General features: G+C 37.4%; 21 protein-coding genes. 19 read left to right on the forward strand and 2 right to left on the reverse strand.

Annotation, left to right across the window (positions count from 1 at the left end; genetic code table 11):
• Position 1: 1 nt before the first annotated feature.
• Positions 2-2,311 (forward strand): xanthine dehydrogenase family protein molybdopterin-binding subunit, encoded by a 2,310-nt coding sequence (locus AMET_RS02375; protein WP_011971607.1) that lies wholly within the window; start codon positions 2-4, stop codon positions 2,309-2,311.
• Positions 2,312-2,404: 93 nt separating this feature from the next.
• Here the strand turns inward: AMET_RS02375 and AMET_RS02380 are convergent, their stop codons facing one another.
• A complete protein-coding gene (locus tag AMET_RS02380; protein ID WP_011971608.1) occupies positions 2,405-2,941 on the reverse strand; it encodes a hypothetical protein in 537 nt (178 codons plus the stop codon).
• Between the two features lie 439 nt (positions 2,942-3,380).
• On the opposite strand from AMET_RS02380, the gene AMET_RS02385 reads away from it, so the two are divergent.
• From AMET_RS02385 to AMET_RS02395, 3 genes are all read left to right on the forward strand, one after another.
• On the forward strand, positions 3,381-3,713 hold the full coding sequence (locus tag AMET_RS02385) for a DUF3870 domain-containing protein (protein ID WP_011971609.1): 333 nt from the start codon (positions 3,381-3,383) through the stop codon (positions 3,711-3,713).
• Between the two features lie 322 nt (positions 3,714-4,035).
• A complete protein-coding gene (locus AMET_RS02390; RefSeq protein ID WP_011971610.1) occupies positions 4,036-5,127 on the forward strand; it encodes a dipeptide epimerase in 1,092 nt (363 codons plus the stop codon).
• 31 nt (positions 5,128-5,158) lie between these two features.
• Positions 5,159-6,088: a S66 peptidase family protein gene (locus AMET_RS02395; protein WP_011971611.1), complete on the forward strand. Its 930-nt coding sequence runs from the start codon at positions 5,159-5,161 to the stop codon at positions 6,086-6,088.
• A 106-nt stretch (positions 6,089-6,194) separates the two neighbouring features.
• On the opposite strand, the gene AMET_RS02400 is transcribed toward AMET_RS02395, so the two are convergent.
• On the reverse strand, positions 6,195-7,181 hold the full coding sequence (locus tag AMET_RS02400) for a dipeptidase (protein ID WP_011971612.1): 987 nt from the start codon (positions 7,179-7,181) through the stop codon (positions 6,195-6,197).
• Positions 7,182-7,336: 155 nt separating this feature from the next.
• Between AMET_RS02400 and AMET_RS27255 the strand changes: the two genes are divergently transcribed.
• The 15 genes from AMET_RS27255 to AMET_RS24080 all read left to right on the forward strand — a co-directional run bounded on the left by AMET_RS27255 (position 7,337) and on the right by AMET_RS24080 (position 23,833).
• The gene (locus tag AMET_RS27255) at positions 7,337-7,477 is read left to right on the forward strand and encodes a helix-turn-helix domain-containing protein (protein ID WP_083760803.1); all 141 of its coding nucleotides are present in this window, start codon (positions 7,337-7,339) and stop codon (positions 7,475-7,477) included.
• A 15-nt stretch (positions 7,478-7,492) separates the two neighbouring features.
• The gene (locus tag AMET_RS02405; RefSeq protein WP_011971613.1) at positions 7,493-8,311 is read left to right on the forward strand and encodes a MerR family transcriptional regulator; all 819 of its coding nucleotides are present in this window, start codon (positions 7,493-7,495) and stop codon (positions 8,309-8,311) included.
• A gap of 260 nt (positions 8,312-8,571) precedes the next feature.
• A complete protein-coding gene (locus AMET_RS02410; RefSeq protein WP_011971614.1) occupies positions 8,572-10,500 on the forward strand; it encodes an FAD-dependent oxidoreductase in 1,929 nt (642 codons plus the stop codon).
• A 325-nt stretch (positions 10,501-10,825) separates the two neighbouring features.
• Complete coding sequence (larB, locus tag AMET_RS02415; protein ID WP_011971615.1) at positions 10,826-11,578, forward strand: nickel pincer cofactor biosynthesis protein LarB; 753 nt, start codon at positions 10,826-10,828, stop codon at positions 11,576-11,578.
• Positions 11,571-12,836, forward strand: coding sequence for a nickel pincer cofactor biosynthesis protein LarC (gene larC, locus AMET_RS02420; RefSeq protein ID WP_011971616.1), 1,266 nt, complete (start codon positions 11,571-11,573; stop codon positions 12,834-12,836). Before larB ends, larC begins: the two co-directional genes overlap by 8 nt.
• A gap of 49 nt (positions 12,837-12,885) precedes the next feature.
• Complete coding sequence (gene larE, locus AMET_RS02425; protein ID WP_011971617.1) at positions 12,886-13,698, forward strand: ATP-dependent sacrificial sulfur transferase LarE; 813 nt, start codon at positions 12,886-12,888, stop codon at positions 13,696-13,698.
• Between the two features lie 184 nt (positions 13,699-13,882).
• Positions 13,883-15,541, forward strand: a complete 1,659-nt coding sequence (locus AMET_RS02430; protein WP_011971618.1) for a M20/M25/M40 family metallo-hydrolase — start codon at positions 13,883-13,885, stop codon at positions 15,539-15,541.
• A gap of 38 nt (positions 15,542-15,579) precedes the next feature.
• Complete coding sequence (gene sucC, locus AMET_RS02435) at positions 15,580-16,773, forward strand: ADP-forming succinate--CoA ligase subunit beta (RefSeq protein WP_011971619.1); 1,194 nt, start codon at positions 15,580-15,582, stop codon at positions 16,771-16,773.
• Positions 16,757-17,659 (forward strand): succinate--CoA ligase subunit alpha, encoded by a 903-nt coding sequence (sucD, locus tag AMET_RS02440; RefSeq protein WP_011971620.1) that lies wholly within the window; start codon positions 16,757-16,759, stop codon positions 17,657-17,659. Before sucC ends, sucD begins: the two co-directional genes overlap by 17 nt.
• 137 nt (positions 17,660-17,796) lie before the next feature.
• A complete protein-coding gene (locus AMET_RS02445; RefSeq protein ID WP_011971621.1) occupies positions 17,797-18,819 on the forward strand; it encodes a MotA/TolQ/ExbB proton channel family protein in 1,023 nt (340 codons plus the stop codon).
• A 30-nt stretch (positions 18,820-18,849) separates the two neighbouring features.
• Positions 18,850-19,794: an OmpA family protein gene (locus tag AMET_RS02450; RefSeq protein WP_011971622.1), complete on the forward strand. Its 945-nt coding sequence runs from the start codon at positions 18,850-18,852 to the stop codon at positions 19,792-19,794.
• A 274-nt stretch (positions 19,795-20,068) separates the two neighbouring features.
• Positions 20,069-21,781 (forward strand): sensor histidine kinase, encoded by a 1,713-nt coding sequence (locus AMET_RS02455; protein ID WP_011971623.1) that lies wholly within the window; start codon positions 20,069-20,071, stop codon positions 21,779-21,781.
• Complete coding sequence (locus tag AMET_RS02460; protein WP_011971624.1) at positions 21,778-22,395, forward strand: response regulator; 618 nt, start codon at positions 21,778-21,780, stop codon at positions 22,393-22,395. The genes AMET_RS02455 and AMET_RS02460 overlap by 4 nt, the downstream gene beginning before the upstream one ends.
• Before the next feature lie 54 nt (positions 22,396-22,449).
• On the forward strand, positions 22,450-22,953 hold the full coding sequence (locus AMET_RS02465; protein WP_011971625.1) for a hypothetical protein: 504 nt from the start codon (positions 22,450-22,452) through the stop codon (positions 22,951-22,953).
• A gap of 70 nt (positions 22,954-23,023) precedes the next feature.
• Positions 23,024-23,833 carry a hypothetical protein gene (locus tag AMET_RS24080; RefSeq protein ID WP_011971626.1) on the forward strand — a complete coding sequence of 270 codons (810 nt, stop codon included), beginning with the start codon at positions 23,024-23,026 and terminating at the stop codon, positions 23,831-23,833.
• The last annotated feature ends 29 nt before the right edge of the window (positions 23,834-23,862 follow it).

Here is a 23,862-nt window from a genome sequence, read left to right on the forward strand (position 1 = left end):
GATGAAGATAGTCAATCAATCAATCACTAAAATAGACGGAATGGATATCGCCACGGGAAAACCTGTGTATACAGATGATTTAGTCAATGTGAAGGCATTGGTGGTTAAAATATTAAGAAGCCCCCATGCCTTTGCAAAGATTAAATCCATAGATGTAGAAAAGGCAAAAAAAAGAAGTGGTGTGGCCTGTGTGTTAACCCATCAGGATGTTCCCAACCAACGCTTTACCATGGCGGGACAATCCTATCCAGAACCCTCCCCCTATGATCGTTTGGTATTAGATGAGTATGTAAGATATGTAGGAGACGAAGTGGCCATTATTGCGGCAGTAGATGAAAGAACAGCCATTGAAGCCATGAAAATGATTAAGGTAGAATATGAAATACTAGAGCCGGTATTGAATTTTGAAGAAGCCATAGGGCATCCTTCGGTGATCCATCCTGAAGAAAATCTTGAAGTAAACTTTGATATAGGCATGAAAAGGGAAAAAAACATTGCAGCCACAGTCTTGATAGAAAATGGAGATATGGAGGAAGCATTGAAAAATAGCCCTGTAATTGTGGAGGAAACCTATTATACCCAGGCACAGGCCCACGGTATGATGGAGACGCAACGGGCATTTACCTATCTAGATGTCAGTGGCAGATTAACCATTGTGACCTCAACACAAATCCCCTTCCATGTGAGAAGAATTGTGGCCAATGCCCTTGAAATCCCTAAAAGCAAGGTGAGGGTGATCAAACCTAAAATCGGAGGTGGGTTTGGTGGTAAACAAAATGCTTCTGTTGAAGTGTTTCCAGCCATTGTAACATTGAAAACAGGGAAACCTGCAAAAATAATTTATGATAGAAAAGAGAATCTTGGCTGTACAAGTAGTCGACATGCCATGAAAATAAAAGTAAAACTAGGGGCAGATCATGAGGGGAATATCAAGGCAGTTGATATGGAAGCCCTATCGGATACAGGTGCCTATGGAGAGCATGCTTCTACGGTGTTAGGTGTGGCAGGCTATAAAACCCTGCCGTTATACAATACTGCAAAGGCAGTCAGATATAGTGGAGAAGCGGTCTACACCAATAAGATGCCAGCAGGAGCCTTAAGGGGCTATGGGGTGACACAGGGTATTTTTGCTCTGGAATCCGCTATTAATCAGTTGGCGGATCAGCTAAATATGGATCCAGCAGAGGTTAGAGAGAAAAATCTCATTAAACAAGGGGAAACCAATCCTATTTTAAGTGGTTCAAAGGCAGGAGAGCCAGGGAAATTAGATAGTTGTACATTAGATCGATGTATTGAAAAGGGTAAAGAATTGATTGGATGGAAGGAAAAATATCCCAGTCAAAGGGTGAGTGATACGAAGGTAAGGGCTGTAGGCATGGCAATTACAATGCAAGGTTCAGGTATTGCTGGAATTGATACTGCAGCTGTCACCATTAAGTTAAACGATGATGGATTGTATAGTCTGTTAATAGGTGCCACTGAAATGGGAATGGGTTCTGACACCATTTTAACTCAAATGGCGGCGGAGACTTTAGAGATAGGCATGGATAAATTCATTGTCCATGGAATTGATACTGATCTCTCTCCCTATGACACCGGTTCCTATGCCTCTAGTACAACCTATGTAACGGGTAATGCTGTGATTAAGGCAGCTGAAGATTTGAAGGGGAAAATGATGAGACAGGCTTCTGGGATGTTGGGGGTTCCATTGAAGGGCTTACGCTTTAAGGGGGATACAATAGGGGTGATTAATCATCCAGACAAGCAAGTGTCTTTAAATGAAATTGCTGCCGATGTAGGGGCAGGAGAAGGAAAGCAAGAACAATTAATGGGCTCAGGTACCTTTGGAGGAGATAAAAGTCCTCCACCCTTTATTGCAGGATTTGCGGAGGTAGAGGTAGATCTGGAAACAGGAAAAATTGTTTTGATAGACTATGTAGCGGTGATAGACTGTGGTACAGTGATTAATCCTAACCTGGCTCGAATCCAGGCAGAGGGAGGTCTGGTACAGGGGATTGGTATGGCAATGTATGAGGATGTTCTTTACGATAAAGCAGGTAGAATGATGACAAACAGTTTTATGCAATATAAAATTCCCTGTAGAAAAGACATCAATAAAATAACCGTGGCCTTTGAACCTAGCTATGAACCAACAGGGCCCTTCGGTGCGAAGTCAATAGGAGAAGTGGTGATCAATACCCCACCGCCAGCCATTGCCCATGCAGTCTTTAATGCAACAGGAGTCTATGTGAGAAATTTACCTATTACCCCCGAGAAAGTAGTGAAAGGTATGATGGAAAGTAGTAAATAAAAACTGTTGAAAAACCCTCATCTTCTTTGTTAATTCAAAAACCTAGGACCCTTACATCACATATAATCTGGGGTCCCTAGGTTTTTTTAATATCTAGGAAATTATGCTTTTAGAAATTCTGGAAAAGATCACCTTGTTGGATAGATAAGCACCCACTACACCTAAGATATAAATAACAAGGCATAATAGTAGGATCGAGATCCAACCTCCTACCAGTTGATACATTGCATTTCCTGTGAAATAGTAGGATACTAAAAAGGACCACAACACAGAGAACATGGGGTATAGGCCAACGGAGGCTGTGATTTTCCACATCTGATTGTAATTATGAAGGAGTAGCAGTGTAAGCAAATCTGTGGTGATTCCAGTCATAAAAATGGCAATCCCCATAAATACGCTAACAGGAGTCATTAAAGCCGCAAAAACAATACTCACAGCGGAGATAACCCCTACTTTCTGTATTTTACGTGTGGGAATAAATATCATAAATCCTAAAAATGGTGCAAAGATAATAAATTTATATCCGGGAATCGGAAAAAAGCTTCCCACTACATAGAATAGATAACCAATGACCACCGTTAATGCAGCAGTCAGTGCAATAATTGCAATATCTTTTACGTCATACTTCATTTTTGTTCCCCCTATAGATGAATAAACTAAGTGACTAACCGAAAATCAAGGTAGTTAGGCAATTTCATGATTCCTTTGGGATTATTTCGGATGAAAGGAATCATGAAATTTCTAACTAAGTGACTGATACAAAATCAAGGTAGTTAGGGAATTTCATGATTCCTTTAGGATTATTTCGGATGAAAGGAATCATAAAATTTCTAACTAAGTGACTAACACGAAATCAAAGATTTCGGTTATCTACTTATACTTATATACCCATCATAATTGAAAAGGAACAAGGATAATAATGTAATTCAGTACATTGATTTGTTAATTAATTTTTATTCTTTGAGAACATGCAGGATAAAATCACGATATAAAGAATAAATTAAGGAGACGATAAGGAGACGATATTTATAAAAGGGCGAAAGCGTGATTAAAGAAAGGAGCAAATGAGATGTATGATAAAGACACTGTCTATATAGTTGGACATGGTAGAACCAGTAGTGACAATGCAATCACACATCATTACAAAATTTTCTTCATATCCTTTGTGGTCAAAATAGAGACAACAGAGATTATTGATCTAGAGTGTTCGGCTACCGTAGATATAACTAAAAAATTTGTTCATAGTTTATTTATTGGAAAAAAGTTAGGTGAATTTGATGAAGAAATAGAAGAGGAAATAAAACGAAGATACTTTGGTAGTTCCCAACGGGCTATTATTGTGGCTTATAAAGATGGTGTGAAAAAGTTTAACGAATGCAAACAACGATACTATGATCAATAAGGATAATCATTCCCGGGGTTTCTGAAAGTTGGTAATAATTGAATATTTAAATAATTTTACTTGATATAATGAACACATTGTTTTATAATATAACCATAGTAAACTTGTTTCAGAAAGCTGAAACATTGAGGACTCAGGTAAAAATCTGATTCCCGAAGATAAAACAATTGAATAATTGCTGCTTGGTTATCATGATGTCCAAAACATTAACGTAATCAAAGCTCAGTGAATGATGGTTTTCATTTATTGGGCTTTTTTGTTGTCAATTATTTAACACAAACAAATAAAGGGGACCGGTCATATGTAAGGGGGAGATATAAATATGAAAATTATTGACATTAAGGTTGGAAGGATATTAATACCATTAAAAAAACCTTTTAAAACCGCACTTAGAACTGTAGAGCATGTGAATAATATAATCGTAAAAATTGAAACAGATACTGGACATGTGGGATATGGAGAAGCACCTCCTACAGGTGTGATAACAGGAGACACAAGGGGATCAATTGCTGGGGCCATTAAGGAACATATAAAAAACAACATCCTAGGCATGGACATTGCAAACTTTGAAGAAATAATGATTAGACTGGAAAAATCACTTGTGAAAAACACCAGTGCAAAGGCTGCTGTGGATATTGCACTATATGATTTATTCGGACAGCTGTATAATGCACCTGTGTACAAGCTACTAGGGGGATACAGAAAGGAAATGACCACGGATATAACCGTTAGTGTCAATGATCCAGAGGAAATGGTTAAGGATAGTATGGATGCAGTGAGTAGAGGATTTAAGACTTTGAAAATAAAAGTAGGTAAAAATATAAACTTAGACCTTCAAAGAATGGATGCCATCAGAGAAGCTGTGGGTGATGACATTCATCTTAGGTTAGATGCCAATCAAGGTTGGAGTTCTAAGGAAGCCATATATGCTATCAAGAAAATGGAAGATAAGGGATTTAACATAGAATTTGTGGAACAGCCAGTCAAGGCAGAGGATTTAGAAGGAATGAAAGCAGTAACGGAAAACGTGTCAACACTCATATTAGCTGATGAAAGTGTGTTTTCACCGAAGGATGCCATAGAAATAATAAGAAATAGGGCAGCAGATATAATCAACATCAAGCTTATGAAAACTGGTGGCATTAGAAATGCATTAAGGATTTGCGCTATTGCTGAGATGTATGGAGTAGAATGCATGATAGGTTGTATGCTTGAAAGTAAATTAAGTGTGACTGCAGCTGTACATTTAGCAGCAGCAAAAAGTGTCATAACAAAAGTAGATTTAGATGGACCCCTGCTTTGTAAAGAAGATCCCATAGAGGGTGGGGCAATATTCCAAGATTACAAAATTACTGTTTCCGATGATCCAGGGTTTGGATTTAAAAACATAGACGGAATCATATGGGACAGTTAGTCTCAAGGGTCATGGAAAGGAGGAGAAATAGATGTTAAAACCAAAGGCGTTAAAAAAGGGAGATACAATTGGTGTCATTGCACCCTCTAGCCCAGCTCTACCTGAAAAAGTAACTGGGGCAAATAAAAAGTTGGAAGAAATGGGATTCAAAGTAAAGATGGCTTCTAGCTGCTATGAAACTCATGGTTATTTGGCGGGTCAAGATAAGCTGAGAGCTGACGATTTGAATGACATGTTTAAGGATAAAGAAATTGATGGCATCATTTGTCTGAGAGGGGGCTATGGCGCACCTAAAATAGTAGACAAGATTGATTATGAAGCCATTAAAGCCAATCCAAAGGTTTTTGTAGGCTATAGTGACATTACCTCACTGCATATAGCAATGAATCAAATCAGTGGTTTAGTCACATTCCATGGACCTATGGCAGCAACAGATATCGCTGGGGGATTAGATGACTTTTCAGAGAAGGAATTCATCCGTGCTATTACAAATCCAGAGCCTATGGGAATGATACAAAATCCCAATGGAATCAAAGTACAAACTTTAGTCGGGGGAGAAGCCAAAGGAACAATCATTGGTGGGAATCTTGCATTACTTACAGCAACCATGGGGACCCCCTATGAGGTGGATACAAAGGGAAAGCTTTTACTAATTGAAGAAATCGGAGAAGAGCCCTATCGCGTAGACCGTATGTTAACACAATTAGCCCTAGGGGGAAAATTTAAAGATGCAGCAGGAATTATATTAGGGGATTGGAATGACTGCGATCCTCAAAAACATAAAAGTAGTCTGAGTTTAATGGAAGTTTTTAAAGAAATTATTGTGCCCTTTGGAAAACCAACCATTTATGATCTAAAGGCTGGCCATTGTCGTCCAAAGGTGACGGTTCCATTTGGTGTGAATGCCCATTTGAATGCTGATACCGGAGAGCTTGTGATGGAGGAAAGTGCAACCATTTAATAGCTTAAAGAAGTTAGATATTAAATCAATCAAAAAGGTTCTCATATAAAAAACCAGTTTATCTACTTGATAAACTGGTTTTTTATTGCGTTATAAAGCGACTCATCTATAGTATTGTGTTTAATATCCTAATCCAGTTCCCACCGGCTATCTTTCTTATATCTTCAATTGAATGACCTCTGTCTATTAGTAAGGCGATCACATCCTTTATGTTTTCAGCACTTTCAAGTCCTTCAACACCGAAGTCTCCAAGATAGATATTAAAGTCAAATCCGAATGCCACATGATCGTATCCAAGGAGATTCACCATATACTCAATATGTTTTATAAAGTCATCAATGGTTTCAGTATCATCGTCTGAGTGGCGGATTTTATCTGGATTTTCCTTATCAACCTTAGAGAAATAGGAAACTGCCCCAATCACACCACCGTTTTTTGCAATGGCTAACATTTGCTGATCTGTCAGGTTTCTTGGATGGTTAAACAATGCCTTTGCATTTGAATGGGATGCAATGGTAGGTCGTTTATTCAATTGAAGGACATCCCAGAAGCTTTCTTCGTTAAGGTGGGATACATCTACGATGATTCCCAGTTCGTTCATCTTTTCTATTGTTAACTTGCCTAAGTCTGTCAAACCACCCTCTATGTGGTCGGCCCCGGAGGCAAATTCATTGGCACTATTCCAGGTGAGCATTCCGGCCCTGAGACCAAGTTGATAATATATATTTAAAAGCGCTAAACTAGAATCTAAGGGTTCAACCCCTTCTAAGGAAAGAACGATACCTAATTTTTCTGTTTTCAAAACAAAATCTAAATCAGACTTATTTTTGATAAGAACGACATCATCATATTTTGCTATTGTTCCGAGAAGATTTTCAATGTGTAGCATGGCTACTTTCATAGAATCCCTGGGCGGACATTTTGTAAAAATATTAGCGAAAATGATGTTAACACCTGATTTTTTTAATTGTAGGTAATGATTTTCCTTAAATACGTTTTCTTCGCCCTTCTTTTCTCTTAAATAGACATCCCTAGGTATATCAGTATGGCCATCTATGATAATCATGTCTTCAATGATTTTTTTCTTATCCATAATTCACCTCATACTTTCAAAGATAGTATATCAAGAATACCAAGTGATTCTTATTATCTAATTCCATGAGTACACCTTCTTCATATGGTATATTACTAATTATGTATATTATTACATATATTAGGTAGTTTCTCAAGGGACAAACAAAATTAACATTGAAGCAATATGAAAAAATATTAATCATTTATACCTTAAATAAGGTAGGGGGCAATAAAACCAAAGCCTCTGAAATTTTAGACATTAAAAGGCAGACATTGTATAATAAAATTAAGGAATATGATATAGGTAATTCTTGATAGGGGGAGCGTTAAATGAAATATTCTATTGGGCAATTTGCTGCCACACTTGGGGTAACGGTGGATACATTGAGGTTATATGAGAAATATGGTATTATTAGTCCAATTAAAAATAGTGAAAATAATTATAGATATTTCAATGATCTAGATGCAAGAAATTTGCTTACGAGCAGATGGTATAGAAGTATTCAAATACCATTACAGGATGCAGCTATCCTAACTCAAAATGCTTCTTTAGATAATATTGCTGAAAAGGTCAATGAAACACAGCTAAATTTAGAAGCGGAAATAAAGAAAAGCACTATGCTCCTAAATAAGATTGTAGGAATCAACAAAGAGTTAAAGGAGATAAAAACAGAAATAAATAAGTGCAAAATAAAGGCAATGCCTGGGATGTACAGATTGAAGCAAACCAAGGGCAATGTTTTGATACAAGAGGATTTCTTAAGAGATTTGGTAGATACATGGATGAATGCCTTACCCTATACATTTTTCTCCTTTAGGATAGAAAAAAAGGAAATTGTATCCCTAAAAAAAGCTTTTGAATATAGCTGGGGATTGGCTATATTTGAAGATGAAATAGGTTGCTTTGATGTGAAAATGAATGAGAATGTTGAGTACATTAGTCCTAAAGTCTACCTATCCTCTATAATACTTTCCTCCCAGGGGGAGCATATCACTAGGGATTCAATACAATTTATGATGGATTATATAAAAGAAAATAATTATAAGATAACAGAGGATATCATCGGCAAAATAATACTGACTGAAAAAATAAATGGTAAAAACAAATCCTATTTAGAGCTGAATATCCCTATACAGTCTCATGAATAATGTCTTGATAGGTAAGTGTTCACTGACAAATAGGTGGACCTTCTAAATTATAATAAAAAAGCAGATTCTCTTAAGAATCTGTTTTTTTATTTTAATGTTGATTGTTTTTTAACAAACTTCTTGACCTTGGTGCAGTACTAGAGTTTAAAATAGAATAAGGGACGTAATCCACCCTATGAGCATAGTTCATATGAAGATTTTCAGGAGCAATGGATTATGGGACGACTATTATGTATAGAAGAGACGGGAGGAAAAATTAAATGAAAAAGAAACACATAATCAAAAGACTATCCATCATGTCATTTTACATGCTATTAATTGTATTAATGATGAGTGGATGTACACAACAAGAGACAAATTCAATACAAGCCAGTGGGTATACAGCGGGGACCTATGCAGCAGAAGCCGACGGTTATGGTGGCCCTGTAAAGGTAGAAGTAACATTTAGTGAAACGGAAATAACCGATGCTGAGATTTTGAGTCATTCAGAAACTGCAGGTTTAGGAGATGCTGCTCTTGAAAGAATGAAAGAGCAGATATTAGTTGGACAGACATTAGCTGTAGATACTGTAGCTGGAGCTACTATCTCTAGTAGCGCAATGATTGCTGCTATTGAAGATGCTGTACAACAAGCAGGTGGCGATGTTGAAGCCCTAAAAGCTAATGGCGTTGAAAAACCTAGTGAAGGGAAGATTGAAAAACTAGAAGCTGATGTTGTTGTGGTTGGCGCTGGAGCATCTGGGGTTTCAGCGGCAATAGCAGCAGCTGACGAAGGTGCTAATGTGATTATTATTGAAAAAACAGGTGCCATTGGAGGTGCAAGCAACCTATCCTGGGCAGGTAAATTTTTAAATTCTTCTGCAGCAATTGAAGATGAATTGATCATTGATGAGGAAAAAGAAATTGCTGAGTGGATTGAAAATAATCATTGGAGAGTTGATGCAGCAGTCATTAGACAGTATGTGACTCAATCTGGAGAGACCTATGATTGGTTAACTGAAAAAGGATATATGACACAATACATCAACTTTGCTGGGGAGCAAATGCATATGTTGCCACCCTATGAAACACGCCAAGAGACATTGAGGGAAATGTTGGCAGAATCAGTTGAAAAACAAGATGGACAAGTATTTACTGAAACAGCTGCAAAGCAGCTCATGACTAATCAAGCTGGAGATGTGGTCGGTGTCATCGCTGAAAAGGCAGATGGGACGACTCTAGAAATAACAGCAAAGAGTGTGATTATGGCCACAGGTGGTTATGGAGCCAATGCAGAAATGGTCAAAGAGTACTTTGGCTTCGAAGGTGTTAATGGCGGATTGGGCCAAAATATAGGAGAAGGCATAAAAATGGCATGGGAAGCTGGAGCAAGAGTGCCAGATAATATTGGGGGACAAATGCTACACCAAACACTGGCTAGAGCAACTAATGACTTGAAAACTGAGTATGAGTCATTTGAAGCCAGCTATCCACTTATGTTGACATATCTTCCGAACTTTATGAATGTAGGTACCTCGGGAGCAAGATTTAGGGACGAAGCAGCAACATTAAAAGCAGTTGCAGCTGCTAATACCAGTGCATTTCATGGTCCATATCATTACGTTATCGTTTCACAACTTCAATTAGATTCATTGATGGCCGAAGGAATGAATGGTGTTAAGGCTCCTAAGCTTCCGGGAATGCCACCAGAATTCTATATGGACTTTAGTGATCAATTTACATTAGATAATCCTTGGGAAAATGCAGATAAAGTATTTGATTCCATGGTTGAAAAGGGTCATGGGTTTAAAGGAAATACAATGGAAGAATTAGCTGAAAATGCAGGAATGGATGTAGCGGTTTTTGTGGAAACATTGAAAAATTATGAAGAAGCTACGAAAACAGGTGCAGACACTGAGTTTGGAAAAACTGCAGATTATTTAATCTCTATGGGGGAAGAAGGACCATACTATGCAATCATTGCTGAGATAAATAATTTAGGGTCAATTGGAGGAATCGTAGTCAATAGAAACTTCCAAGTCCTTAATGAAGCACGTGTTCCAATCAATGGATTATATGCTGTAGGCGTAGAAGCTGCAGGTGTATTATATAATGATACCTATGTTGGAAACGGTGTGGGAATTGGATATGCATTCACATCAGGACGTCTTGGTGGAATGCAGGCAGCTAGTCATGTATTAGGAAAATAGAAAAATAACAATTCACAAAAAGACCGATAAAATTATCGGTCTTTTTGTCTTTGGGGATCCCTAAGAAATAGTGTATAATATAATGTATCAGACTATATATCTAAAAAAATCAATGAACTGGAAAGACTAAAGTATTTTAAAAATATTGAATGAATAGAAGCCATGAAGGTTTTAATCTCTTGAGAATCAGGGATGGCTTCATGGTTTTTGGTTTTTGTTTTTTGAAAGAGATAGGGAATTTGGAACTTGATTTTAAATATTGTCAAAAGAAGAAAGATTGAGTTGCAAATGAAAATGGATTGTGAATTAAGTAAAGGAGGATCATATGGATATTCATGAATTATTAAAAAAAGTTAAAAACAATGAAATGGATATAGAAAGTGCTGAAGCCCTATTAAAGAAATTACCCTACGAAGATTTAGGATTTGCTAAGCTGGATCATCATAGAAAATTGAGATCTGGATTTGGAGAGGTTGTCTATTGTAGCGGTAAAAGTACAGAACATTTAATTAAGATTTTCCAAAGCTTTAATGAAAAAAAGGTTGATATTTTAGGGACAAGGGCCACTAAGGAGCAATTTCAAGCAGTAAAAGCCATCGTAGAAGAAGCCGAATACGATGAATTATCTAGAATCATTAAGGTAGTCAGATCAGATATCAAAAAAATTGGACTCATCGCCGTATGTACAGGGGGGACTTCAGATATTCCAGTAGCAGAAGAAGCAGCCCAGACGGCAGAATTCTTTGGGAGCAATGTCATGAGAATTCATGACGTTGGCGTCGCTGGTATTCATAGATTATTCTCTAAAATGGAAGAAATTAATAAAGCAAATGTCATTGTAGCCGTTGCTGGCATGGAGGGGACTTTGCCAGGGGTGATCGCGGGTTTAGTGGATAAACCAGTCATTGCAGTACCCACTTCAGTTGGATATGGGTCTAATTTTAATGGATTGTCTGCATTATTAACCATGTTAAATTCCTGTGCCGAAGGAATTTCTGTGGTGAATATTGATAATGGCTTTGGTGCAGGGTATCTAGGTACGCAGATCAATCGATTGGCGGTGAAGGGCAGTGAGTAATCAATTGTACTTAGAATGCTATTCAGGCATCAGTGGGGATATGGCAGTATCGGCCCTATTGGATTTAGGGGCCGATGTAGACGTATTAAAGAAATCCCTGCACAGTTTAAATTTGGAAGGCTATGAAATAAACATAGGAAGAAGACAAAAATGTGGAATCGATGCCTGCTATTTTGATGTGGTACTAGAGGGTGAAGCAAATCATCATCATGACCACCAGGAGAAGCATGACCATCACCATGGAGGGCATCCAGTTCATCGAAATATAAAGGATATCTATGAAATTATAGACAACTCTCAGATTTCAGATAGGTCCAAAATCCTTTCTAAGAAAATTTTTCATGTGGTGGCAAAGGCCGAAGCTAAAGCCCATGGAATTGCAATAGATGAAGTGCATTTTCATGAGGTGGGTGCCGTTGATTCAATTGTAGATATTGTTGCCGCTGCAGTTTGCTTGGATAACCTAGAGATCAACGAGGTGATGATATCAGATTTATATGAAGGAAGTGGACATGTAAAATGTCAACATGGGGTTTTACCTGTTCCTGTACCGGCAGTTGCAAATATAGTGATGGATAACGGACTAAATTTAAGGATAACCGATACAAGGGGAGAGCTGGTGACACCTACTGGTGCGGCAATCGCTGCAGCCATAAAAACAAAGGATACTTTACCAGCAAGCTATGGGATAAAAAAAATAGGGATAGGATCTGGTACCAAGGATCTTCCTAAGGCCAATATATTAAGGGCCTACATAATAGAAGACAATCGTAACTACCCTAAAAAAACCGTAGCTGTAGAGGATCATATAGATAGTCTAGATGATGGAGAAGCCTGGGTTTTAGAAACCAATATAGATGATGCTACCGGTGAAAGCTTGGGATTTACAATGGAAAGGCTTTTAGAAAATGGGGCAAATGATGTTTTTTTCTCACCTATTTATATGAAAAAGAATAGACCTGCCTACAAGCTCAGCGTCATATGTACAAAAGAGAATGTAAAAATAATGGAGTCAATCATTTTTAAAAACACCACCACCATTGGTATCAGAAAACATAAGATTCGTCGTACGGTTCTAAAAAGAGAGGTCACCACAATCGATACAAAATATGGTCAAGTCAGGGTTAAGGTTTGTGAATTTGAAAATGAAACATATTATTATCCTGAATATGAAGATATAAAGCGCATTTGTAATGAAACGGGGCTGGGATTTCAAAGGGTGTATGATGAAGTAGAAAAAACAAAAACAGTTGGTTAGTTGGTCGGTTGGTCAGTTGGCTAGTGAAAAAATAAAGGAGGACATTTAAATGTTATTACAGGAAAAATATGAATTTCTACAGAATTATATAAAAAATTTAGGAAGCTTGGCGGTTTCCTATTCTGGTGGCGTGGATAGTACCTTTTTACTTAAAGTAGCCTATGATGTGCTGGGAGATAATGTGATTGCTGTTACAGCTACTTCTTCTACCTATCCCCAAAGAGAATTTGAAGAAGCCAAAAGGTGGATTAAGGATATTGGGGCAAAGCACATTATTATTGAATCAGAGGAATTAGATATCGATGGGTTTTCTGAAAATCCTATAAATCGTTGTTACTATTGCAAGTCGGAGCTGTTTACTAAGGTTAGGGAAGTGGCTGTAGAAAATAATATTGAATATGTAGCTGATGGTTCTAATCAAGACGATTTAGGAGATTTTCGTCCAGGGATGCAAGCAGCATCTGAGCTGAAAGTTGTATCACCTTTAAGAGAGGCAAAAATGACCAAGGATGAGATTCGAGCCATATCTAAGCAGTTAGATTTGCCCACTTGGAGCAAGCCAGCCTTTGCCTGTTTATCTTCTCGTTTTCCCTATGGTCATCAGATTACCAGAGAAAAACTAACCATGGTAGAACAAGCGGAGGATTACTTATACGGACTAGGATTTCGACAGTTACGGGTACGACATCATGAAGATACAGCCAGGATTGAATTGGGAGAAAGTGAATTTGATCGATTTATCAATAAAGACCTAATGAGACAGGTAGGAAAAAAATTCAATGAGATAGGCTATACCTATGTAGCCCTAGATTTAAATGGCTATAGAACAGGAAGTATGAATGAGGTCTTAAAGGATATTTAAACTTAGGTGCCTGGGAAAGATTAAAATACCAATGCAAAGAAAAGGATCGTTTTCTCGGGCTTATGGCCTGAGGGGATGATCCTTCATTGGTATATTGATTTTATTGAAAATTCTTAAAGGTATATTGGTTTTTTTCACTAATATTGTAGTAAGAGGAGTATATGACTTTGGAGGGGGTGTTGTATTGGGGAATGTAGATGAGCACTTATTAGAATCCATCGATTTACTACTTACTGATTTAGTTGGCATTAAAAGTGATACTGGAACGGAGCTAGAAATCAATGTTGAAAACTTTATGCACAACTGGCTTAAAGAACTGCAATATTTTAGAGAGAAGCCGGAATACCTTGGGTGTTATAAACTACCACAGGATCCATTGAAGCGGGGGGCCATATGGGCCCTAAGAAAAGGTGAAGGAAAAAAAACAATTATCTTACTGAATCATCATGATGTTGTCAATGCAGATGACTATGGTCTGTTGTCTTCTTATGCCTACAATCCAGAAATATTAATGACGAGACTGAAAAAGATAAAACTGCCCCAGGAGGCAAGGGATGACCTAGGTAGTGGCAAGTGGATATTTGGTCGAGGCACCGCAGATATGAAGGCTGGTATAGCCATTCAACTGGCATTACTGGAGCAGTATTCTAAAGTAGCACATTTTAAAGGAAATATCTTATTGTTATCTGTTCCAGATGAAGAATCCCTATCCCGAGGGATGATTGCATCATTGTCTTTATTAAATGATTTGAAAGAAAAGCATAGCCTGAACTATGAGCTTGTTATAAACTGTGAACCCCATGAAAGAAGTGAAGAAGGGGCTGGAACGATCCATGGGGGGTCCGTAGGAAAGATGATGCCTGTGATTTATGTAAGGGGAAAACAGTCCCATATAGGCAATGTATTTCAAGGGTTTAATCCAATTAGCCTCCTCAGTAAAATTGCAGATGAAGTGGAACTAAACCCTGATTTTTCAGATGAAGCCCATAATGAGGTATCTCCACCACCGTCATTTGTGTGTTTTAGAGATCTTAAAAAAACCTATGATGTCTCTATACCTAACGCTGCGGTAGGATATTTTAGTATATTAACCCTTAAAAGCACTCCAGAGGAAATTACCGATAGATTAAAGGACATATCAATAAAGGCTTCTGAGGAGACGATCTATAAAATTGGAAAAAAGCATAAGGATTATATTGATAAGCTTGGTTCATCTGAAAAAGTAGCCAGGTGGGATGTTAAAATTACAACATTTGCTGAATTATATGAAGAGGCCCAAGGGACATCGGGAGAACTCTTTGCGTTAGACTATAATAAAACTGTAGAAAAGATAAAGAAAGAGATTGAAAATAAGTTAATTGGATTGGCTGATGCCACAACAATATTAATTGAAAAGACACTGGCCTATATTGATGATATGGACCCCAGAGTGATTATTGGTTTTATCCCTCCCTATTATCTCCATGTATCCAATCGAGATTTTCACCATTTATCATCCAGTATCGAGGGATTAAGTGATGAAATCAACAGGTTTACCCTTAATAAGTGGAATGAAATGTATAGATCCCAAAATTATTTTATGGGTATATCGGATATGAGTTATTTTTATATGAATGAAAGAACAGATGTGGTAACATCTCTAGGACCTAATATGCCACTATGGAATAAGATATATCATATTCCCTTTGGTGAAATTGAGAAATTATCCATTCCCGTAATCAATATAGGTCCCTGGGGAAAAGACATTCATAAATTCACAGAAAGGGTCTATAAAAGGGATCTTCTAGAGAGAACACCAAGTATAATCAAACATGTAATGGAGCATCTATTGGATGAAAAATAAATCCGATTCTAGGGTTTGATAAGAAGGGTGGCTAGTTTATGAATATCCATGAATATCAAGGCAAAGAAATCATGAAGCAATATGGGATCTCCGTCCCAAGGAGCAGGATTACATTCACAGTTGAAGAGGCGGTTCAAGCAGCCATAGATTTAGGGTGTGAGGTCATAGCTGTCAAAGCCCAGATTCATGCGGGAGGTCGCGGCAAAGCTGGTGGGGTAAAGATTACCAGATCTTTAGAGGAGACCAAAAGCGCAGCAGAAGCAATTTTAGATAAAATCCTCATCACTAAACAAACAGGACCAGAGGGAAAGGTAGTCAATCAAGTACTCATTGAAGAGGGATTAAAAATAGAAAAAGAGTGTTATCTCAGCTGTGCAGTAGATAGTACAACATCTACTGTGGTGCTCATCGGTTCCCCTGAGGGAGGAATGGATATTGAAGAGGTGGCAGAGAAAACCCCCCATAAAATATTTAAAGAGTCCATTGATCCAGCTATTGGATTACAGCAATACCAAGCCCGTCGCCTAGCATTTAATATGGGAATAAATGAAGCATGCTTGCAAGAGGCAGCTCAATGTATTATGAATATCTATCGGTTGTTTATGGAAAAGGATTGTTCAATGGTAGAGATCAATCCACTAATTACAACGGAGGAACATAAGGTGGTGGCATTAGATTGTAAGGTATGCTTTGATGACAATAGCCTTTGTCGGCATCCAGAGATTCTAAAATACCGTGATTTGACTGAAGAAGATCCTAGGGAAGTCCAAGCATCAAAATATGATTTAAGCTATATTTCTTTATCCGGTAATATTGGTTGCATGGTCAATGGAGCGGGATTAGCCATGGCTACCATGGATATGATTGATCATTTCGGTGGGGCACCGGCCAACTTTTTAGATGTTGGTGGTGGGGCTACGGCTGAAAAGGTAAAGGAAGCTTTTAAAATATTAATTTCAGATAAAAAGGTAGCGGGAATATTTGTAAACATATTTGGGGGGATCATGAAATGTGATGTCATCGCCACGGGGATTTTACAGGCGGTAAACGCATTGGATTTAGATGTGCCCTTGGTGGTACGGCTAGAGGGAACCAATGTGGAACTGGGAAAAGAAATACTTAAATCCTCCTGGTTAGATGTGATCACGGTAAATTCTATGGCAGAAGGTGCAGAAAAGATAGTGGCATTAGTCAATGGGAAAGGTGTTGTTAGAGATGAGCGTCTTAATTGATGAAAACACAAAGGTCATCGTTCAAGGAATTACCGGATTTACGGGATTGTTTCATACGAAACAGGCCATGGAATACGGAACCAATATTGTAGCAGGGGTGACACCTACAAAGGGGGGAACCACGGTAGAGGGGATTCCGGTTTTTAATACAGTGAAAGAAGCGGTTAAAGCAACGGGGGGCAATACATCGGTGATTTATGTTCCTCCCATATTTGCAGCCGATGCAATCCTAGAGGCCACTGAGGCTGAACTTGAGCTGGTCATTTGTATTACGGAAGGGATTCCTGTCATGGATATGATCAAGGTGAAAGCATTTATGAAGGGCAAGAAAACCCGATTGATTGGACCCAACTGCCCTGGGGTGATTACGCCAGAGGTCTGTAAAATAGGAATTATGCCGGGCTATATTCATAAAAAAGGACATGTGGGGGTTGTGTCCCGTTCCGGGACATTGACCTATGAAGCCGTGCATCAATTATCCACAAGGGGAATCGGACAATCAACTGCTGTGGGGATCGGAGGCGATCCAGTCAATGGAACTAGCTTTATTGATATGTTAAAAGCATTTAATGAAGACGAAGAAACCTATGCAGTGATGATGATTGGGGAAATTGGGGGAACAGCTGAGGAGGAAGCTGCTGAGTGGATTCAAAGCAATATGACAAAACCGGTTGTTGCCTTTATCGGGGGAAAAACCGCTCCTCCTAGTAAACGGATGGGCCATGCTGGAGCCGTCATATCCGGTGGTAAAGGAAAGGCTTCTTCAAAGATAAAAACATTAGAAGCTTGTGGAATCAAAGTAGCCAGCACACCGGATGTAATGGGAGAAACATTAATTGCTGTTTTGAAAGAAAATCATTTGTTGGAAAAATGTATGATCGATTGATAAAAAATCATCATGTCATTATAGAAGACTTCTTTTTTTCGTGCCATGATATAAATGGATAAGTATTCTAAATGGGTAATTCTAATAAAAATGGGTATATATAGATTATAATTCAGTTATCTAAAGGAGGGCTTACTTTGACAAATTTAATACGAACACTCAACCCATTGGCTATGCTTATGATCCTCATGATTGTGACGATATTAGTCAGTGCAATCATCATGACTTTTATGGTGAAAAAGAAATATGAAAAAATAAGCGAAGATCTACATAACAGCTCGGAAGATGAAAGAAATATCTATGAATATGCGGTGTTAAACAGTATCATCGAAGATTATAAGACGGCAGCCACAAGAAATCCAAATGAAGTCAATACCCAGGCCATTATTGAAAAGAATTTTAACCGGGTTCATAGAGGATTAAGTCTAGGAGAGCGATTTGTCCGTCAAGCGGTTTCTCTTATGATTATTCTCGGTCTACTAGGTACCTTTTACGGATTAACATTATCCATTGCAGACCTGGTGGCATTACTTGGTGGCAGTGGTAGCAGCGAAATGCTTAATAGTATGGATTCCATTGTACAAGGACTGATTAACTCTGTTTCAGGAATGTCCGTTGCCTTTATTACTTCTTTATTTGGTATCGCCTCTTCTATTATATTAACGATTATCATTGTTTTCGTTAATATAGAGGACAGTAAAGAAGCCATCATGGTTGAAATTGAGGAATACCTTGACAATAAAGTGGCCCTAGACTTCGCCCGACAACAGGCATTGGATCCTGCGGCACCAAGAAGCAATTTAGAGATTGGAATGGGACAAGTCATGGAAGGATTCACCAACAGTTTAAATGAAAAGTTAAGTGTTCTACTAGAAACTTCAGCAGAACAATTGATTGCAGCCACAAAGGAGAGTCAGACCTCTGCAGAAGCCATTCAATCCTCAATGGAGTCCTTTAATCATTCCATTGAAACCTTTAGCGAAAATACCAGAGACTTTTCAGAGTTTAATCATAATTTAAGAACAAATATAGAACGAATGGATGTTGCCTTTGCAGATCTTGTTCAGGATCTTAAGGAAAACGGTAAGGACTTATCTAAAAATCAGGAAGCAGTAGAAAGCCTATCCAGGGCCATAGACAAGCTGTCGGAAAGGCTATAGAAATGACCTTATAGATAGGGAGGGATATGAATGAAAGCGAGAAAAAGAAGCTTTAAAAAGTTCAGGGAGGATCAGAACTTCTGGCCTTCTTTCACTGATATGATTTCAACGATAGCATTGATTCTATTCTTCCTGATGATACTAGCCTATGTGCAAAATATCGTAACGGGAAGTAATTTGGAATATGCCAGGAGGCAGTTACAGGATACCCAGCAACGCTTGGAGGCATCAAATTTAGAGATTAGCCAAGCGGAAGATCAACTGCGACTCCTAACGGACCGAGTAGATGAGATCAAGGCAGAAGTAGAGGACGGGGAAATTGCCCTCAGACTTTCTGAGCTACAAATTGAAGACCAAAGTCAAATCATTGCCGAGAGTAATCGGGAGCTAGGAAATCTAAGAAGTCGTCTTCAGGGAATTGCTGTACTGAGACTAGATGTACTGAATCGGGTAAAGGACTCTGTAGAAGAAGAGATGGCAAGGACAAGGGACCGAAGAGATAGTCCAGTTTATATCGCTGATAATGGTAATATTGTCATTGATGAGGAATTGGTATTTGACTTAAATTCCTATCAGATTAAACCCGCTGGACGTCAGGTATTGGATGAATTGGCCATGGCCTTTGAAAATATTTTAAGGGATCCAGAGGTCAGAGTAAATATTGATGCCATCAATATTCAAGGACATACCGATGACATTGGATCAGCCGAATACAATCGAAACCTATCGGCTAATCGATCTGTTGAGGTGGTCAATTATTTACTGAATTCAAACCCCACTTTGGAAAATCGTTATGCATCTTATTTTATGGCCAGTGCCTATTCAAAATTTAGACCTATTGCCAGTAATGCTACAGAAGCAAATCGGGCTCAAAATAGAAGAATTGAAATATCCATCATATTAAAGGATTCTAACATTCAAGAAGTGATCAATGAATATTTAGCGGATTCTATGAATGCTTTTATGAATGAGTAAATGAATGAATGATCTATTAATTCGGCTACAGTTCAGTGAGGGTGAAGATACCCTGGGGATTGTAGTCGAATTTTTGTTTGGTTTGGTATGACTCACCTATTTTGTTTAATAAATAGGTGAGTTTTATTTCTTTATAATTAGGAATAAAGTTATAAATTAGTATAAAGTGGAAATACTCCAAAAGAGGTATTTTTATAGTATATAAGTAGAATCAGGTTAATATACTTGTACTATACAAAGACAAGTAAAATTACACTAAGGAGGAAAATTTTTGATGTATCCACAGCTTTACAAGAAAATATCCTTTTTAAAAGAACAATCAGAAATTATGAAAATAATATTTTTGTATAGATATGTATCTTTGATTGTCACATCTTCTTTTTACCTATTGGCAGATTCAACACATTCATTTGAAAATAAAATATTTATCGTGGCTTGTATCAGCATATCCTCTGTCATCATTAGCTACTTATATATAAAAAATCAAAATTGCACTGATAAAATCATGATATTAATCTTAATTGAAACCATTGGAAATTCTTTTATACTGATCCCATCAGGGGGATTGAATAGTCCATATGTTTGGTATTCACTGAATACAATTGTCATTGCTTCTGTGGCACTACATAAAAAATACTGTTGGATTAACCTAGTGGTCTATCTGTTTAGCTCAACTTATCTTTCACATTTGATTTTACAAAAAGAACAAACCTTGATGCAAATAATCTCTGAAGAGTCTAATCTTATATTGAGTTTTATATTAATCACTGGCATTATCCAACTTCTCACAAAATATGCCAAAAGAGTTCAAGATGAAGGTCTCAAGCTTACGGAAACAAATAGGAAATTAGTGTTAGCGAATAAAAAAAATAAAGAGTCTTTGGGCTATATTATGGAGCTTTATGAAGCAACACAATTATTCACCACTCAGGAAACCCCAAGTGATTTAATTGAACTCATGCTTGATTATAGTCAAAAGGTTATGAAAACCGATACGGTTATATTTATACATCCTAGGAGAGAAGGAAAAAAAGTAGTGATTGAGTCAAACAATTTAGCTGAAGACCTAGAAGAAGTTATTTGTTGTGAAATCTCAAGCATATGGCATAATACGGTGGAATCAGAAATACCTATAGAGATGATTATAAAAGACCAGAAATACGTATTTATAGCTATAAAGTATAATTATAAAGTTTTTGGCATATTAGGGATCACTAGAACATCAACAAAAATGCAGAACAATTATGAAGAAATAACAGAACAATTAAGGTTTTTAGCGAGTCTCAGCTCCATCACTCTTGAAAAGTTTGAGCTAGAAAAAGTAACCGAAGGATTGTTAATCAATGAAGAACAGAACCGAATCGCAAATGAAATTCATGATGGGATACTACAAAGACTTTTTAGCACATCCTGTGGGGTATTTAGCATCGTTAAAAGAGTAAGAGAAATGAACACTGATGAAATAGAAGAAGAGCTAAATATAATCAGAAGGGCTGTAAACAATGTAATGAAGGATCTAAGATCTACGGTCTATGGTTTAAGCTGGAAGAAGGATGGTGCAAACAATTTTATATCAGATATTGAAAGCTATATTAATGAAATAAAAGCTTTAAATAATATAGACATCAAATTTGATTTAACCGGCGATGATGAATTGCTGTCCATAGCGCAAAAAAAGGCCATGTACAGAATCATATGTGAAGGCATTGGCAATGCAGTACGTCATGGAAATGCACAAAACATAGAAGTGAGTATCATAAGTAGAAGACAGGGCATGTCCTTGATAATAAATGATGATGGTAAAGGGTTTAATATGAGAGGCATAGACAAAAGTGAAAGGTTTGGGTTGGGAGTGAAGAATATCTATCATCTAACTCATTCATTAAATGGAACGATTAAATTTGAAAGTCAAATAGGGAAAGGGACTCGGATAAACATTGTGATTCCTAATGTAATACAAGAAATGTACAAGGAGGAGGTAGTATGAGAATTTTGATTGTTGACGACCATCCACTAGTTAGGAAAGGGATTGCATCAATTTTATTCTTGGAAAAGGATGTACATGAAATAAAAGAAGCTGAAAATATCGAAGAAGCAATTGATATGATGGCTAAATTTTCACCTGAGATTACCCTAATAGATCTAAATCTTGGCAGACAAGATGGGTTAGAGATTGTGAACAAAGCAAGAGCTAAAGGTATGGCAACTAAGTTTATTGTTCTGACCTCATCCTCAAAAAGAGAAGACTTTTTAAGGGCCCGAGAGGCGGGGGTGGATGGATACATATTAAAGGAAGCCTTTGCAGAGGATATATTGTATGCCCTCCGTATCGTTTTGAGGGGTAAGAAGTTTATTGATCCAGAAGTGATTCAATATCAAACTTCAGATATTAGAGAAAATAGTCATTTGGATGAACTTACGCCGAGAGAACGAGATGTGCTTACAGAACTAGGTAAGGGACTAAGTAATTTTGAAATAGGAAAGCAGTTATTCATATCAGAACATACGGTAAAGAAGCATGTGAGCAATATATTATCAAAACTAGAATTGAACCATAGAACTCAAGCTGCGTTATTTGTGAATAACTCAATAAATATATAATTTAATCTAGATATAATGGACTTTAAAAAATATATAGTAAGGAGCGTAGCGTAGATGAGAAGAAAAAATAAAAAGAGAAGAAAAACAACTTTGAGTAGCAGGGTAGTAATATATATAACTATAATTGCCATGTTGAACATTATGGGTATAAGTTATGCTGCATGGAGTGAAGGCACGAGGCTTGATTGTAAGGTTTCCACAGGGAACATGGAACTAATATTTGAACATTATGAAATAGAAGGATTAAGCAAGAATATAAACGATGAGCTTGTAATTGAGGATGAGTTTAATATTAGTCATGGTGAAAGAGGAATGAAAATAGGTGGTAGGATCATAGAAAGTGGAAATAGGACATTGACTTTAAGAGTGAAAAATAATGGTTCGGTACCTGTTAGACTTGCTCAAGTGGATAATGGATATTTAGAAAATGGAGAAATAATGTTAGAGCCCCAGAGCACGAAGGAGATAATAATAAATAATATAACGATTAATGCAAGAGAAGAAAGTATAAATAATAACAATCATGATGTTAAATTGACATTTGAACAATTGTATTAAATGAAGTTTAGATAAACAATTAAGTAGAGATTTCTCTAGTTAAGATGATATGGACAAGGAGGGATATAATATGAAGAATAAAACAGTAGTTATCTCTTTGAGCTTAATATTTGCAGTTTATGTAATCAATACTGGATATGGAAATTGGAGAGATGAGATTACGATTGAAATTTCTGATGATATTGAACTGATTCAACCACAGGAATCTTTAGCAGCTCAATCTCCACAAATGCTAGATGTAGGAGGTGTAAGCACTCCTATAGGAGGAGGAGAGACCGTAAAACAACCCACTATAAACAATGATGTTATAACGGGTTCAGGAGGAGAATCATCCCAAGGAAAAGCAGGAAATACGAATACAACACCTCAAGAAAATGCGTCTTCAAAGGATGATATTGTAGAAGAAAATAGTCAAACAGAAGAAGAGGACTTAGTAGATAATGTGATTTCACAGAATGATGTAGAAGTGGAGACATCAGAAAGTGATGAATCAAACGAGACATCAGAAAGTGATGAATCAAACGAGACATCAGAAAGTGATGAATCAAACGAGACATCAGGAAGTGATGAATCAAACGAGGCATCAGGAAGTGATGAATCAAACGAGACATCAGGAAGTGATGAATCAAACGAGACATCAGGAAGTGATGAATCAAACGAGACATCAGGAAGTGATGAATCAAACGAGACATCAGGAAGTGATGAATCAAACGAGACATCAGAAAGTGATGAATCAAACGAGACATCAGGAAGTGATGAATCAAACGAGACATCAGAAAGTGATGAATCAAACGAGACATCAGAAAGTGATGAATCAAACGAGACATCAGGAAGTAATGAATCAAACGAGACATCAGAAAGTGATGAATCAAATAACTGAATAAACAATCAAACGATATAAATGGGGGG

It is taken from the genome of Alkaliphilus metalliredigens QYMF (assembly GCF_000016985.1).
In the GTDB taxonomy this organism is placed as follows: domain Bacteria; phylum Bacillota; class Clostridia; order Peptostreptococcales; family Natronincolaceae; genus Alkaliphilus_A; species Alkaliphilus_A metalliredigens.